Here is a 14403-nt window from a genome sequence, read left to right as displayed (position 1 = left end):
CAACTGTATTTTTAAAGACAGAATTTTATACATCAATACAAAATCATTCTATTAATAGAATAGAAAGCGAATGGGTAAAATAATCCAATTGTAATCAACTTGCATAAAAAAATTCAAAGCTATAATATTATAATCACATAAAATTATTTATTTGTATCGAGTCTGACCAATTAAGCTATATTTCATTATCAATATCGGTATTTTATGTTTACGTTGTGTAAATATTCTCTTTATAATACACAACACTCAATTTATACCGGAAAGCACCAAACAGTGTCATTGTCTGCCGTAACACAACCAGGACAGGAATTTAAAAGAGGGTTGATTACTGCTTTGCCGGTTATGCTGAGTTTTATTCCGTTTTCATTGGTTTTAGGTGCGCAGGCAATTCAAAAAGGAATGAGTACCGGTGAAATTTCACTGCTTACTGCGGTAAACTTTGCCGGTGGTTCCGAATTTGTAGCGGTTAATTTGTGGACTTCACCCCCGCATTTAGTCTTAATTGCTTTAATGACATTACTGGTAAACAGTCGCCATATTCTGATGAGTGCGGCACTGACACCTTATCTAAAAGATCTGCCCAGACGAAAAGTATTATCTGCACTGTTTTTAATGTGTGACGAAAGCTGGGCACTGGCATTTACTGATGCGAAAAACTCACCAAAGCAGAAATTCAGCTATTATTTTTATCTTGGTGCCGGCATAGGTTTGTATGCCGTCTGGATCGGATTCACTACTGTGGGGGCGCTTATCGGGCCGGTTATTGGCGATGTCACTCATTACGGCTTTGATATGGCCTTTGTAGCAGTGTTTCTGGTTTTACTCAAAGGAATGTGGAAAGGTTTTACTGTAGCTATTCCATGGCTGGTGAGCCTGCTGGCGGCAATTGCCGGCTATCTTTTCCTGCCTGGTGCATGGTATGTATTACTGGGTACAATAGCAGGCTTAACTGTAGCTTTTATCATGGCAGCGTATGATTGATTTATCAGCTTTACTCACTATTCTGGCCATGGCGGTAGTTACTTACATCACCCGAATCAGTGGTTATCTGTTATTACGCAAGCGTAAGCTTAGTCCGCGCCTGGCCAAAGTCCTTGAATCCATCCCCGGCTGTGTCCTGATTGCCGTAATCGCTCCTGCCTTTGCCACAACCAATCCGGCTAATCTTTTGTCCGTTATCATCACGATATTACTGGCGTGGCGATTTTCACTGTTGCCAACAGTGGTGTTCAGTATTGCTATTACGGCTTTTTTGCGTCACTATCTGCTCAGCTAAATACCGCATATTCCTGACCCAATAACAGTAATAATTTATAAAAATATATTAAAAACAGTCTGTTTAATAGAACAAATCTGGCATTTTCATAGAAATAAAAAAATCAATTCCTGTAAGGAAATGCTGTGTAACAACGACTTCAAACCGGCGCAATTATTATCAATTCCAATTTATTTTGTTTGTTATGTTCTGTTTTTTAAGAGAATAAAATTTATTAATATCTGAAATGAATAAAATTTAAGCTGATAAACAGGGCTGGGTAGACTTAAATTTTTCCGCTAGTATATTAATGTATGTTGGAGCTAATTTATTAATTTAAATGCATAATGATAAAGGAAAGAACATGAATAATACATTAATAGAAGCCATTGAAAAACGTCGTACCCAGTATGCACTCGGCAGGAATATTACTCAGGCACAGGAAGAAATAACTGCTTTAATAGAAGAAGCCATTAAACTGTCTCCGTCAGCTTTTAATTCGCAAAGTTCACGTGCTGTAATCCTGTTTGGTCAGCAAAGTGAAAAATTCTGGCATATTGTCATGAATGAATTGCGTATCATAGTACCTGCAGACAAATTTGCCCCCACAGAAGCCAAAATTAATAGTTTTGCGGCTGGTGTCGGTACCATATTATTTTATGAAGATCAGCAAATCATCACCAGCCTGCAACAGCAATATCCCAACTATGCTGAGCAGTTTCCTGTCTGGTCGGAACAGGGAAGCGGTATTGCCCAGTTTGCAGTCTGGTCTGCTCTGGCAAATGCCGGCATCGGCGCCAGCCTTCAACACTATAACCCTTTGCCGGATGCGGCAGCCGCTAAAGAATGGCAGATACCGGAAAGCTGGAAACTGCGTGCCATGATGCCTTTTGGTTCCAATGAAGCACCTTTCCCTGAAAAAAGTTTTATTGATGATACGGAACGATTTAAAGTATTTTACTGAATCAGATAATCAGATATCATTTATAAAATAAATTCTGTAATATCACCGGCCGGATTAGAATTTCTGAGATCCGGTCAAATTTTTAGCTTTTTTCCGAGCAGAACCATTCTTGAATATAATTCTGATATTTACTGTAGCTTTACAGTAATCCAGGTTTATCAAAAATAGATACTATTGGTTACAGATATTAATAACAGGAAGATATAAAAGCCTGTGGGATTAGATATTTAAGAGAATGAGATCTGGATTTAAGTATCCTGTGGTAGTTAACATAATATTATATAAGGGAAGAGAAAGACAAATATGAAATGGATTTGGAAACATAAAATATTTAGTGTATTTATACTTTTATCATTGTTTATTTCAGGTTAAGCAATATGGTTTATATTTATATTTACCGGCAGAATTGATGATCAGTATGGAACATATATATTTAAATATGATTATTATGGAGACTCTGGTATCGAATATGAACTTCATGATACTAGTAATAAGCATAACTACCATGCACTTGTACCTAATTATGTGAAAAAAGGGGACAGTATATTTTTTACCTATATAAACGGTACTTTCGATGAAGGATTCTGTTATTATGAGAGAAAAATATATTTAGGAAAAATTGATTTAAAAACTAATAAATTAGAAAATAATATAAACATTAATTTATATTTTTATAAGTATTCTTATTAATATAAGTATAATTAAATTATTTTAATATTCTAATGAAATAATACTTTGTTTTACACAAAATTGGTGGGGATTACCTGTCAATTGTTTATTAACAAGTGAATTGAGATTATTATCGACTAGATACCTTCAACCATTCTTTAATGAAGCGCCATATACCCCAACAAAAATTTATAATCAAAAATGAAAGGAAAGATGAAGTCAAAAAGAGTATCAAACCATCTGTTATAGTAATAGGCCCCTTGTTAAATATTAAGAGAAATGCAAACATAACAATATTTAAAATAATAAAAGAAGTCCAATATAGTTTCCTTTTAAAAGTATCTTTTGACCATCCTAATTCTATAAAACCTCTACAAAATTCTTGAATGATATTTCCTGCAATGTGAGCAATAAATTCGCCTAGCATATAATAAACTTATAATATATAAAAGGATTATAATAAATAATTTCGCGGTATATAGCAATATTATAAGGATAGTAGTAATTTCGGAATTAGGATTAAGAATAAATATATTAGAATATAACATTGCTTATCTTCCTAATTTTCAAAGTATAATTGGTTAACAAAGTTTAAACATAAAACAAGAATAAGCTATCAATCTCCGAAAAATATATTTACAGGAAAAGAACTCGATCAATATGGTGCTAAAAGGTTTAACAAATATTTATTGTTACCGGTGCTGGACGATGCAGACCTTTTAACATGTATTATTCATTATCGGTTTATATAGTCTTGCTTAGGATATGATAAAAAATTATCCAAAAATTTATTTTGTCAGCTGGGTAATTCAAATTGTATTATCATATATTTAATAATGATTAAATTTAATCATTTATTAAAACTATTAAATTTGATAGGAGCAGGTTTATCCTCCCCAACTATCAGCATAGGCGGGATAGCAACAGCCACAGCCAGCCCTGTAGTTTTATACCAGATAGGACATTTGAAAGATAGTTTTGGCAGAAGTATAGACGCTAATAGTAATTAGCCAGTTAAAAAGAAAAATATAAATCCTTATTATTTAGATTATAAGAAAAAAAGATTTGAAGGTACAATGCAAAATAAAAACAATATAAACCTATCAATCCCGATTCTGGTAAGGTCAACTAAACTTCAGAAAGGAGTGCATTATCATGAAATACCACATTAAAATTATATTCCTGTTAAGTATGTGTTTGTGCTTGGAGGGTTGTATGGACGCAGCTATAAGATTCTGGAATGGTCCGGGCTGGATATCAGCAGCACATAAGAAAGCTAGTAAGGAATGTTTTGATGAGCTTCAATTAACTGTGCCTAAACCAAATGTCCCCTTGTATTCTGAAGCATATAGTGAATGGCTTATTAACGTTTATACACCTGCATCAATAGAATGTATGAAGAGAAAAGGTTTTTAAAAATTGTTGAGTACCATATTAGAATTATATTCCTGATAGATATGAATATGTGCTTGGATAATTGAATGGACTCAGCTATAAGTTTCTAGAACACTTCAAGCTGAACATTAGCAGCATATGATGAAGCTGAAAATGAGTGGTTGACTAACGTTTGTACACCTGCATCAATAGCATGAATAAGAAGAAAAGTTTATTAGTCTCAGACAAATTTTAAATAGACAAAAATGGAGTATAAAGTGGCAAGTAATATTAAGAAATTTAGCTTAGTTGGATTTGTTATATTATGTGGATGCAGTACAGATACTTTACGGTTTGAGATAAAGAGTAGAAAACAAATAATTCATGTATTCGCATAGTAGTTATTTCAGAGAAATACCTTATAAATTTTTGAAAGATAGTTATGGCAGAAATATAGATAAGAATGGTAATTTAACAGGTAATATTGAAGTTAATAATCCTTATTATAAAGATTTTAGAGACAAGTGGTTTGAAGGTCCAAATCATAATAAAAATGATACAAACCCATCAATACCGGTTCTGGTAAGGCCAACGAAACCTCAGGAAGGAGTGCATTATCATGAGACACCACATTAAAATTATATTCCTGTTAAGTATGTGTTTGTGCTTGGAGGGTTGCATGGAGGCAGCTATAAGATTCTGGAATGGTCCGGGCTGGTCATCACCAGCAAGAAATAGAGCTGATCAGGAATGTTTTGATGAGCTTCAATTAACTTTGCCTGACCCACATTACCCACCGGGTTCTGAAGCAAGTAATGAATGGCTTAGTAAAGTTTATACACCTGCATCATTAGAATGTATGAAGAGAAAAGGTTTTTAAAAAATGTTTCTATAATGGTTCAAGCAGGACATTAACAGCTTATGATTTTGTAATCTGATAAATTAGCCTTGAGCTGAATTTTATAATAGTAATATTAAAAGATTGAATACAGGGCTATATCGATATCTTAAAGATGATTTTTGCATACTAGTGCAACTGAAATAAAAGAAACTAGCCTATTTTGGTAAGGCCAACGAAACCTCAGGAAGGAATGCATTATCATGAGACACCACATTAAAATTATATTCCTGTTAAGTATGTGTTTGTGCTTGGAGGGTTGTATGGAGGCAGCTATAAGATTCTGGAATGGTCCGGGCTGGTCATCACCAGCAGAAAACAAAGCTTATCATGAATGTTTTGAAGAGCTTCAATTAACTGTGCCTGCCCCACACTACCCACCGGGTTCTGAAGCATGGGAGGAATGGATGACTAACGTTTATATACCTGCAACAACAGAATGTATGAAGAGAAAAGGTTTTTAAATTAAGTTTCTATAATGGTTCAAGCTAGACATTAACAGCTTATGATTTTGTAATCTGATAAATTAGCCTAGAGCTGAATTTTATAATAGTAATATTAAAAGAGTGAACACAGGGCTGTATCGATATCTAAAAGATGATTTTTGCATACTAGTGCAACTGAAATAAAAGAAACTAGCCTATTCTGGTAAGGCAAACTAAACCTAAGGAAGGAATGCATTATCATGAAACACTGCATTAAAATTATATTTTTGTTAAGTGTATGTTTGTGCTTGGAAGGTTGCATGGAAGCAGCTATAAGATTCTGGAATGGTCCGGGCTGGTCATCACCAGCAAGAAATAAAGCTCATCATGAATGTTTTGAAGAGCTTGAATTAACTTTGCCTGACCCAAATGACCCCCAGGGTTCTGAAGCAAGGAATGAATGGATGGCTAACGTTTATGGACCTGCAAGAATAGAATGTATGAAGAGAAAAGGTTTTTAAAAATTGTTGAGTATCATATTAGAATTAAGTTTCTGATAGATATGAATTTGTGCTTGGATAATTGAATGGACTCAGCTATAAGTTTCTAAAACGCCTCTAGCTGAATATTAGCAGCAATGATTAAGCTGAAAATGAGCGGTTGGCTAACGTTTATACACCTGCCTCAATTGCATGTATGAGAAGAAAGTATATTAGTCTCAGACAATTTTTAAATAGACAAAATGGAGTATAAAGTGGCAAGTAATATTAAGAAATTTAGCTTAGTTGGATTTATTATATTGTGTATATTATGTGGATGTAGTACAGATGCTTCACGATTTGAGAAACTGCTAGCATTAAACGGATATCAGGGTAGTCGGGTAGTAGTATATCCTTCTGGCTGGTATGCTGAGCCACCTGCACAATATTTGGTAGATGAACGTGGACGTTATATTGATGCGAATGGAAATTATACTGATCATCCCGTAGAAAATCCCTATTACAGAGATTATATAAAACGTTTTAAGAAATAATAAATTTGCATGAGCATTAATTGTAATAAATAACATTATTAGTTTATTTCACAATAGAAATAGATTTTGGGAAAGAAGTAAAAGTGAGGGTAGCGGGTACTTGTTTGAAATTTATATAAAATAAGGTAATAAATGCATTGATATTATCAATGATAAATATTAGTATAAAAAGGAGGTTCATTAACACCGAATGTCATTAATATCAATATTCTTGATAAAAAATAAAGGATTAATATGATGGATATGCGCTATTTTAAAAATAATATTGCTCCTCAATTAAGTAACTATAAATTGACTTACAGCTCATATCCGAAGAGAGACTTTGGAAGTTTAGAAAGAGTTGTAATTGAAGGAAATGGAAAAATTGCAGGTATTGATATCTGGTCAAAAGGCTGGCTAGATATTGACATTTATGATCTACTTATTGATAAGCAAGTAATGAATGTACTTTTAGAACCAATCGAAATTCAAAAACAAGAAGATTCAATTAAGCAATTTTTGGAAATATTATTAAATGAAAAATAAAATAGAAATTATTCAGGGTGATATTACTAAAATTCCTGTTGATACGATTGTAAATGCAGCAAATAGTTCTTTATTAGGAGGAAGTGGTGTTGATGGTGCAATTCATCGTGCTGGAGGAAAAAAATTCTAGATGAATGTCAAAAAATACGAGCTAAGCAAGGAGGTTGTAAAGTGGGGGAAGCTGTAATTACTACTGCAGGTAATCTACCCGCTAAATATGTCATCCATACCGTAGGCCCTCGTTGGAATGACGGTAGTCATAAAGAAGTTGAATTATTAATAAATTGTTACATAAACTGTTTTAAACTTGCTTATGAAAATGGTGTTACAACCATTTCATTTCCTAATATAAGTACTGGTATTTATAAATTTCCAAAAGATAAAGCGGCAGAAATTGCCTTACAAACGATCAAAAATAATCTATCTAATTACCCATGTATAGAAAAAGTAAATATTGTTTGTTATGAGGTTGAAAACTATGACATATACCGTTCTATTTTGATGAATTAATTAGCAAATTTATACATATTAATTAAAATACTTACTATTGTATTTTAAACATACAGAAAAATAACGATGATATAATTAGTGATACTTACATTACTTTTAAACTTCTTATATTTGGTTTCTGGTGATGTAAAATCTGATAGATATTTTTCGATTAAAAAGCAAATTCGTAATATCATTAATATTTATAAAGTCAATGTGTTAATAATCGACGGTAATGTTTTTTATATCCTAGATAATTTTATATTAAACAGAAGCAATAGTATCAATAATGCAGTGCATGACATCAATACTTTTTCAATTCATCAATTGCAAATAATCCATTCGCACTCTATCAATCTAGGGAGATTTTAACCTTTTTCCAATAACACTAATCCTGAACAAGGAAAGGGAACGATTGAAACGACTATGTAGAAGAACAAGCTGTTAGTGTTCCTGCAAAGCAGTCTAAAATTTCATTAAATCCGGTTTAACAATATGATGTATATGGAAATGAAATTGTTTATCGAGCTAAGTCGCAAAAACAATGTGAAGGTATTTTTAAAATACCAGCATAATACCATCCACAACAGTAACCTCTGTTTAACTAGTATTAAATTATTCATCACAAAATGCTATGGAGTAACAATAAAATTGATTGTTAAATAATGCACATTTTCTGAGTTTGAAAAAATAGGTTTTGTAGCGAATTCAGCTACTGCAAAAGCATTATCTTACATGTCGACACAAATTGGCAGGAAAGAAATATTATGCAGATTCGAACAGTTAAACTTCGCTTACTTATCCTGACAAGTATTGCAATATTCCTGAGCAGCTGCAGTATCTCCGACTGGTACAATGGTTATTATGTTGAAAAATCAGCGATTAAAGAAAGACAGAGAAATAGAGATAATTATTACAATTCTGAATCGCCGCAAATGCAAGAGCTGAGAAAGCATAATGACAAATATTGTTCAGATTTAGCATCTAGGCCAGAAAACCGGATTGCAAGGGACGGTTATCCAAATGGTGTTGTCAATCAAGCTATGTTTATTGGGTGTATGGAATATCGTGGCACACCTACATATGAATCTTATGCCTCAATGCAGCAAAAAAAATGATGAAGAGCGAAAGATAAGTGAGTAATGTAAGTAATTTCAGTCTTTTATATCTTATTTTGTTTTATATTGTAATATTTGTGTTAATATCTATAAAATAAAATTGTATTTATATCCGAAATAAATTTATCAGGTATGAATGCAGTTATTAACGGTCTGAAATGATGTATTTTGCATAAATTAAAACTGTATAAAGCAGGCTAATACTTATGGTTATAAAAACTGCAGTTACTGATTTATGAGATTAATGGTAAACGCTATTTTGCATTTGGAGGAAAGAAAAATATGCAGAAACGAGTCGTAAATATTCGCTTACTGATTCTGACCAGTGTCGGTATATTATTAAGCGGATGCAGTCTATCCAACAAATATATTACTTATAATGGTGCTTATTACCTTGATGAGACTTTGCAGGATTCAGCTGGCAATGTTGCTATTGATAAAAATACCGGCAGACCTATTCCAAATCCTGAGTTCGCAATCGTTGCAATGACTGTAGGTAAACCTAAGCTGAATCAAGATGGACGGTATATTAATCCGTCATTACCAAAGGCTTATGTAATTGGCGCAGATGGAAATATTAATATGGTTGATCGTGATGGAAATATGACAACAATTGATCGGAAAACGAAAAAAATAATTAAAATCACGCAGATACCGATTCACGAAATCCATGGCAGACGCTATTTTGAATTTGAAGGAAAGAAATATTATGCAGATCCGAATAACTAAAATCCATTTCCTCATTGTTGTCGGTATCGGTGTATGTTTAAGTGGTTGCAGTTTACCTGACTGGTACAATGGTGAATATGCAGAAAGAGAAGCAATAAAAAAATATTTAAAAGCTGACGATGATTACTATAATGCCGAGTCGCCGCAAATGAAGGAGTTGAGAAAACAAAATCAATCATATTGCGTTGATTTAGCATCAAAGCCGGAAAACCGGATTAAATTGAGAGGCTCTGACAAACTTTTTTTTAATGAGCCTATGTTTGTTCTGTGTATGAAAAATCGCGGAACACCTACATATGCAACTTACTCTTCAATGCAACAGGAACAATTGGGGGCTGAGTTCAAAACAAAAAGTAAAAATTAATAATGTATGTATTGATAGTCTGATATATCGCCGTGTATTTAATTTGTTTAATAACATTAAATACATGGCTGTGTATATTTATGTCTGACATTAATCTGTTTAATCGAATATGAGTTAAATTAGTGGCAGAAAGCTGATTATATTTATCACAAAATAGTGAACTGACTAAATTAATAAATAGATAAAAAGTATTTATATCCATACTTATAACTGATTTTATTTGAAGTATTTTAATTTAACTATCTATTTAGAGAATAGTTGAAATTTTATAATTAATTGATAGTTTTACAGAATAATATTTTAATCATTATTAAAAATAGCTGAGAATAATAGTTGAATGATTAGAATAGATTAAAAAAATACTATTAAAATAAAATTTTTTTCTTAAATATAAGATTGATATTATTATAGATAGGAATATTTTTAGATCATGGACAATAGAAAATAAGCTAAATTGACACAGTTTAATCTATATAAATATTTCGGTAAATTTTAAAAATAAATAAGTTATTCGGCAATTTTTTTTAGTAATTTATTCAATCGTCCTGTGGCATTTTTATAAGGGGATGAGGTATTAAACTGAATCATGCGTCCGCGTGTATATTTTTCATGCCAGGGCGAGCCATACAGCTCTTCATTACTAAAGCTATCAATAAGTGAAATCAGATTCTTTTTGTTGGTCTCCAGAAGAGAGAGTAGCTGTTTGAAGTCGGTGATGTCCTGATAATCACGATAGAATTTCTGTGCCAGTAATCCCAGTTGATTCCATTTATATCCTGCTTCCGGAAAGGCAATTTTCTGCCCTGACTGTTCCTGTTTATGCCATGACAGTACCAGTTCTCCCCAGCCAATTAAATAAGACACAAGTTGTGCAGCACTCATCATTGTACCTTTAGCATGGCCTTCCATCAGAGGCAGATAGGCTTTCTGTTCAGGAACAGCAGCCAGCTTTTTGGTCAGTAGTGTATAGTTTTTATTAATTGCTTCAATTAGTTCTTGTTTAGATTCTGGTATTGCCATTTGGTTCTCCCTACCTTCAGACATTAACTATATGAACTATGCGGTACAGCATAACATATTTTGTGGCAGATAAATGGAAGCGCTATGGTGATTCGGGAAATAAAACTACGGCAAAAGCCAGCTTATTTAGACAATCATTCTTATGTCCACTGTTATTTTTATTAAACTTTTTATTTATTTATGTATCTATTGGTTAAATAAATATTAAAAATATTTTGATTTAATTTTTGCTTGTTTATTGTCAATAAATTCGATTGTATTAGATGTTTTAATTCTGCATTTGTGCAGGTATTGATACCTGCTGATTGATGTTTTTATTTATGGGGTTGGTGAAAACAGATGAGTAGGAAAATACCTGAACTGGTGTGCCCGGCAGGTAATTTACCGGCGCTGAAAATGGCAGTAGACCATGGAGCGGATACGGTTTATATGGGGCTGAAGGATGCAACTAATGCGCGCAATTTTACCGGTCTGAATTTTGACTATAAGTCAGCCGCTGAGGGAATTGCTTATGCACATCGGTACGGGCGTAAGGTGCTGATGGCAATTAATACTTATGCACAGGCCGGCGATGTACTGAAATGGCAGCAGGCTGTGGATACAGCGGCTGAGCTGGGCGTGGATGCGGTTATTCTGGCTGATCTGGGGATGCTGGCTTATGCGCGAAAAAAACATCCTCAGCTAGCATTGCATATGTCGGTACAGGGGTCGGCTACGAATTATGAGGCGATTAATCTGGCTCAGGAGCTGTTTGGTATTAAACGGGTGGTATTGCCGCGGGTGCTGACTTTACCTCAGGTGGAACAGGTAATTAAACATACTTCTGTGGAAATTGAGGTGTTCGGGTTTGGCAGTTTGTGTGTGATGGTAGAGGGACGTTGTCTGCTTTCAAGTTATGTAACGGGAGAGTCACCTAATACTTTCGGTGTGTGTTCACCGGCAAAATATGTTCGCTGGGAGCAGCATAACAACGGGATGGATGCGCGGCTGAATAATATTCTGATTGACCGGTATGGTGTGGATGAGCCGGCCGGTTATCCGACTTTGTGCAAAGGGCGGTTTCAGGTAAATCAGGAAACGTATTATGCGCTGGAAGAACCAACCAGTCTGAATGTTATAGAAATTTTGCCGCAATTGCTGGAAATCGGTGTGGCGGCGATTAAGGTGGAAGGCAGGCAGCGCAGTCCGGCCTATACAGCTCAGGTCACTAAGGTATTACGGCAGGCTCTGGATATGGCAATACAAAGTCCGGAACAGTTTAGTGTTAATCCGTTGTGGCAGCAGGCACTGGCCAAAGTCTCAGAAGGCCAGCAGGTAACGCTGGGTGCTTATAACCGGCCGTGGAAATGATAAGGGAATGTAGATGATGCAACAGGGTAAACTGGCTTTATCGTTAGGGCCGATTCTGTTTTTCTGGCATAAGCAGCAGATTGTGGATTTTTACCGGCAGATGGCTGAGCAGCCACTAAAAACGGTTTATATGGGTGAGACGGTATGTTCCCGCCGGCAGGAGCTGAAAGTAGCCGACTGGATTGATTTGGCTCATGATGTTGCTACCAGCGGGCATGAGGTGATTTTATCATCACAGGTGCTGCTGGAGAGTGAATCTGATTTAAAGCGGCTGCGTAAAATGACAGAACAAGCTGATTTTCAGGTAGAGGCTAATGATCTTGCTGCGGTGAGGCTGCTGCATGCAAAGGGAATTCCTTTTGTTGCGGGGCAGGCACTGAATATTTATAACGAGCAGACGCTGGCATTGATGCAGTCGCTGGGGGCTTATCGCTGGATTGCTCCGGTTGAGCTGGGCGCAGACCGGCTGGCCAAGATGATTGCGGCAGTGCCGGATATGACCTGTGAGGTATTTGGCTGGGGAAAATTGCCGTTGGCTTATTCTTCACGCTGTTTTACCGCACGGCATTACAATCTGAAAAAAGACAGTTGTGAATTCAAATGTCTGGAACATGCTGATGGTCTGCTGCTGAATACACGCGAAAAACAGGCTTTTCTGACTATTAACGGGATTCAGACAATGTCTGCCGGCTATCATTCTTTACTTGCCAGTTATCAGCAGCTGATGGCTATTGGTGTGAAATATTTAAGAATTTCTCCGCAAAAAGAGTATATGGCGGAAGTGATTGAATTGCATCAGCAGGTTCTGGACGGAGCAAAAAAGGCAACTTCTGCTTTATCTGAGCTCAAAATGCATGCAGGTAATGTACTGGTGGATGGTTACTGGTATGGTAAAGCCGGAATTAATCAATGCGAAGGGATGATACATGCAGGTGCCTGATAAAGTAATGCCGGTATTTTTGAAAAAGATAATTTCAGTACTGCCGGCAAAACCACCGGCATGGGTATTGGTTAATACCTTAAATCAGTTACTCAGAAGAGAGATACTACTGGCAGATATGTCTTTGCTGGCCGGACGTCATTTCCGGATTGTGGTATCGGATTTGGGGCTGGATTTATGTTTCAGTGCCGACAACGAGCGTTTTATGGCTGCTGATGCTGCTGATGTAGTGGATTTGTGTCTGAGTGCTAATACCGCCGATTTTATGAAGATGCTGTTGCGGCAGGAAGATCCGGATACGCTGTTTTTCAATCGCCGGCTGAAAATTGAGGGTGATACAGAACTGGGCTTGGTGGTAAAAAATCTGCTCGACAGTATTGACTGGTCGACTGTTACTGTTATGAAGTCACTGGTAGGGCAGTAGCTACAGGCGGTGATTCAGGAACAGTTACAGCAGCCGGTATCTGGTTATGATACCGGCTTTTTACATAGGCAGTTATTAATCTAAAGGACGGCGACAGGCAATCATGTAATTGACATCCAGACTGTCGGTAAGGTGATAGCGTCTGGTCAACGGGTTGTAGGTAAAGCCACTGCTACCCAGCCATTCCAGACCAGCCTGACGACACAGGCGTGCCAGTTCTGCCGGCGTGATGAATTTGCGATGATCATGGGTGCCATGCGGCATCAGTTGCAAGATGTATTCTGCTGCAATGATGGCTTGCATGTATGATTTGATATTGCGGTTGATAGTGGAAAAACAAACTACGCCGCCAGGCTGGACTAATTGTGCACAGGCATGCACTACACTGCCCGGATCGGGTACATGTTCCAGCATCTCCATACAGGTAACTGCTCCGAAGCCGGCCGGCATTTCTGCGGCTAAATCTTCTACACTGACCATACGGTAGCTTACGTTGCCGACATGTTCCTGCATAGCGTGTAACTGGGCGATTTTCAGGGATTTTTTGGCTAAATCGATACCAGTAACGCTGCTGGCACCGGCTTTTGCCATGGCTTCGCTCAGAATTCCGCCGCCGCAGCCTACATCCAGTACATCTTTACCGGCCAGCCGGGCATAACTATCAATAAAACTGAGCCGCAAGGGATTAATGTCATGCAGAGGTTTAAACTCGCTCTCTTTGTCCCACCACTTATGTGCTAGCTGGCTGAATTTGTCGATTTCGCCGGCATCGACGTTGGCGGGTGTGGCCGGCAGACTGGTTTGTTGCTCTACTGGAGTATTCATA

Annotated in this window: 18 protein-coding genes and 1 pseudogene; 17 read left to right on the top strand and 2 right to left on the bottom strand. The window is 36.2% G+C overall.

The features are described from left to right. Positions 1–273 precede the first annotated feature (273 nt). From GY065_RS10725 to GY065_RS10660, 14 genes and pseudogenes are all read left to right on the top strand, one after another. Positions 274–981, top strand: a complete 708-nt coding sequence (locus GY065_RS10725; protein WP_371731960.1) for an AzlC family ABC transporter permease — start codon at positions 274–276, stop codon at positions 979–981. Beyond that, positions 974–1276, top strand: a complete 303-nt coding sequence (locus GY065_RS10720) for an AzlD family protein (protein WP_025331502.1) — start codon at positions 974–976, stop codon at positions 1274–1276. The genes GY065_RS10725 and GY065_RS10720 overlap by 8 nt, the downstream gene beginning before the upstream one ends. Positions 1277–1619: 343 nt before the next feature. Further along, positions 1620–2219, top strand: a complete 600-nt coding sequence (locus tag GY065_RS10715) for a nitroreductase family protein (RefSeq protein WP_037475083.1) — start codon at positions 1620–1622, stop codon at positions 2217–2219. Between the two features lie 1884 nt (positions 2220–4103). After that, positions 4104–4304, top strand: a complete 201-nt coding sequence (locus tag GY065_RS10710; RefSeq protein ID WP_174834109.1) for a hypothetical protein — start codon at positions 4104–4106, stop codon at positions 4302–4304. Between the two features lie 342 nt (positions 4305–4646). Then, on the top strand, positions 4647–4898 hold the full coding sequence (locus GY065_RS10705) for a hypothetical protein (protein ID WP_025331498.1): 252 nt from the start codon (positions 4647–4649) through the stop codon (positions 4896–4898). Between the two features lie 43 nt (positions 4899–4941). Further along, on the top strand, positions 4942–5142 hold the full coding sequence (locus GY065_RS10700; protein ID WP_144353296.1) for a hypothetical protein: 201 nt from the start codon (positions 4942–4944) through the stop codon (positions 5140–5142). A gap of 281 nt (positions 5143–5423) precedes the next feature. After that, positions 5424–5624, top strand: coding sequence for a hypothetical protein (locus GY065_RS10695; RefSeq protein WP_174834108.1), 201 nt, complete (start codon positions 5424–5426; stop codon positions 5622–5624). 281 nt (positions 5625–5905) lie between these two features. Next, on the top strand, positions 5906–6106 hold the full coding sequence (locus tag GY065_RS10690; RefSeq protein WP_174834107.1) for a hypothetical protein: 201 nt from the start codon (positions 5906–5908) through the stop codon (positions 6104–6106). 233 nt (positions 6107–6339) lie between these two features. Then, the gene (locus GY065_RS10685; RefSeq protein ID WP_144353295.1) at positions 6340–6618 is read left to right on the top strand and encodes a hypothetical protein; all 279 of its coding nucleotides are present in this window, start codon (positions 6340–6342) and stop codon (positions 6616–6618) included. 234 nt (positions 6619–6852) lie between these two features. Beyond that, positions 6853–7143: a hypothetical protein gene (locus GY065_RS10680; RefSeq protein ID WP_174834106.1), complete on the top strand. Its 291-nt coding sequence runs from the start codon at positions 6853–6855 to the stop codon at positions 7141–7143. Then, positions 7133–7653, top strand: a pseudogene (locus tag GY065_RS13645) (O-acetyl-ADP-ribose deacetylase). Before GY065_RS10680 ends, GY065_RS13645 begins: the two are co-directional and overlap by 11 nt. A 746-nt stretch (positions 7654–8399) precedes the next feature. Continuing rightward, entirely contained in the window at positions 8400–8750 is a 351-nt protein-coding gene (locus tag GY065_RS10670; protein WP_174834105.1) for a hypothetical protein, read from the top strand. A 282-nt stretch (positions 8751–9032) separates the two neighbouring features. After that, positions 9033–9479, top strand: a complete 447-nt coding sequence (locus GY065_RS10665) for a hypothetical protein (protein ID WP_037474354.1) — start codon at positions 9033–9035, stop codon at positions 9477–9479. Beyond that, on the top strand, positions 9460–9843 hold the full coding sequence (locus tag GY065_RS10660) for a hypothetical protein (RefSeq protein WP_174834104.1): 384 nt from the start codon (positions 9460–9462) through the stop codon (positions 9841–9843). Before GY065_RS10665 ends, GY065_RS10660 begins: the two co-directional genes overlap by 20 nt. 507 nt (positions 9844–10350) lie before the next feature. On the opposite strand, the gene GY065_RS10655 is transcribed toward GY065_RS10660, so the two are convergent. After that, positions 10351–10863, bottom strand: coding sequence for a ClbS/DfsB family four-helix bundle protein (locus GY065_RS10655; protein ID WP_100116985.1), 513 nt, complete (start codon positions 10861–10863; stop codon positions 10351–10353). Between the two features lie 339 nt (positions 10864–11202). Here GY065_RS10655 and GY065_RS10650 point away from each other — a divergent pair, with 339 nt between their 5' ends. The 3 genes from GY065_RS10650 to GY065_RS10640 are packed head-to-tail and all read left to right on the top strand — an operon-like array spanning position 11203 to position 13577. Next, positions 11203–12213 carry a peptidase U32 family protein gene (locus tag GY065_RS10650; protein ID WP_174834103.1) on the top strand — a complete coding sequence of 337 codons (1011 nt, stop codon included), beginning with the start codon at positions 11203–11205 and terminating at the stop codon, positions 12211–12213. 16 nt (positions 12214–12229) lie between these two features. Beyond that, positions 12230–13153, top strand: coding sequence for a U32 family peptidase (locus tag GY065_RS10645; protein ID WP_174834151.1), 924 nt, complete (start codon positions 12230–12232; stop codon positions 13151–13153). After that, positions 13140–13577 carry an SCP2 domain-containing protein gene (locus tag GY065_RS10640; RefSeq protein ID WP_174834102.1) on the top strand — a complete coding sequence of 146 codons (438 nt, stop codon included), beginning with the start codon at positions 13140–13142 and terminating at the stop codon, positions 13575–13577. The genes GY065_RS10645 and GY065_RS10640 overlap by 14 nt, the downstream gene beginning before the upstream one ends. A 75-nt stretch (positions 13578–13652) precedes the next feature. On the opposite strand, the gene ubiG is transcribed toward GY065_RS10640, so the two are convergent. Then, positions 13653–14402, bottom strand: a complete 750-nt coding sequence (gene ubiG / locus GY065_RS10635) for a bifunctional 2-polyprenyl-6-hydroxyphenol methylase/3-demethylubiquinol 3-O-methyltransferase UbiG (RefSeq protein ID WP_037391979.1) — start codon at positions 14400–14402, stop codon at positions 13653–13655. Between the last annotated feature and the right edge of the window lies 1 nt (position 14403).

This window comes from Snodgrassella sp. ESL0323 (assembly GCF_013346865.1).
In the GTDB taxonomy this organism is placed as follows: domain Bacteria; phylum Pseudomonadota; class Gammaproteobacteria; order Burkholderiales; family Neisseriaceae; genus Snodgrassella; species Snodgrassella alvi.
The sequence above is the reverse complement of the archived record's forward strand: the minus strand, read 5'-3'. Positions and strand labels throughout refer to the sequence as shown.

What these genes read in the sequence shown, in the direction of transcription:
- GY065_RS10705 (WP_025331498.1), top strand. Translation starts at nt 4,647, where the DNA reads ATGTATTCGCATAGTAGTTATTTCAGAGAAATACCTTATAAATTTTTG.
- GY065_RS10655 (WP_100116985.1), bottom strand. Translation starts at nt 10,863, where the DNA reads ATGGCAATACCAGAATCTAAACAAGAACTAATTGAAGCAATTAATAAA.
- GY065_RS10680 (WP_174834106.1), top strand. Translation starts at nt 6,853, where the DNA reads ATGATGGATATGCGCTATTTTAAAAATAATATTGCTCCTCAATTAAGT.
- GY065_RS10650 (WP_174834103.1), top strand. Translation starts at nt 11,203, where the DNA reads ATGAGTAGGAAAATACCTGAACTGGTGTGCCCGGCAGGTAATTTACCG.
- GY065_RS10710 (WP_174834109.1), top strand. Translation starts at nt 4,104, where the DNA reads ATGGACGCAGCTATAAGATTCTGGAATGGTCCGGGCTGGATATCAGCA.
- GY065_RS10695 (WP_174834108.1), top strand. Translation starts at nt 5,424, where the DNA reads ATGGAGGCAGCTATAAGATTCTGGAATGGTCCGGGCTGGTCATCACCA.
- GY065_RS10700 (WP_144353296.1), top strand. Translation starts at nt 4,942, where the DNA reads ATGGAGGCAGCTATAAGATTCTGGAATGGTCCGGGCTGGTCATCACCA.
- GY065_RS10645 (WP_174834151.1), top strand. Translation starts at nt 12,230, where the DNA reads ATGCAACAGGGTAAACTGGCTTTATCGTTAGGGCCGATTCTGTTTTTC.
- ubiG (WP_037391979.1), bottom strand. Translation starts at nt 14,402, where the DNA reads ATGAATACTCCAGTAGAGCAACAAACCAGTCTGCCGGCCACACCCGCC.
- GY065_RS10690 (WP_174834107.1), top strand. Translation starts at nt 5,906, where the DNA reads ATGGAAGCAGCTATAAGATTCTGGAATGGTCCGGGCTGGTCATCACCA.
- GY065_RS10660 (WP_174834104.1), top strand. Translation starts at nt 9,460, where the DNA reads ATGCAGATCCGAATAACTAAAATCCATTTCCTCATTGTTGTCGGTATC.
- GY065_RS10715 (WP_037475083.1), top strand. Translation starts at nt 1,620, where the DNA reads ATGAATAATACATTAATAGAAGCCATTGAAAAACGTCGTACCCAGTAT.
- GY065_RS10665 (WP_037474354.1), top strand. Translation starts at nt 9,033, where the DNA reads ATGCAGAAACGAGTCGTAAATATTCGCTTACTGATTCTGACCAGTGTC.
- GY065_RS10670 (WP_174834105.1), top strand. Translation starts at nt 8,400, where the DNA reads ATGCAGATTCGAACAGTTAAACTTCGCTTACTTATCCTGACAAGTATT.
- GY065_RS10640 (WP_174834102.1), top strand. Translation starts at nt 13,140, where the DNA reads ATGCAGGTGCCTGATAAAGTAATGCCGGTATTTTTGAAAAAGATAATT.
- GY065_RS10720 (WP_025331502.1), top strand. Translation starts at nt 974, where the DNA reads ATGATTGATTTATCAGCTTTACTCACTATTCTGGCCATGGCGGTAGTT.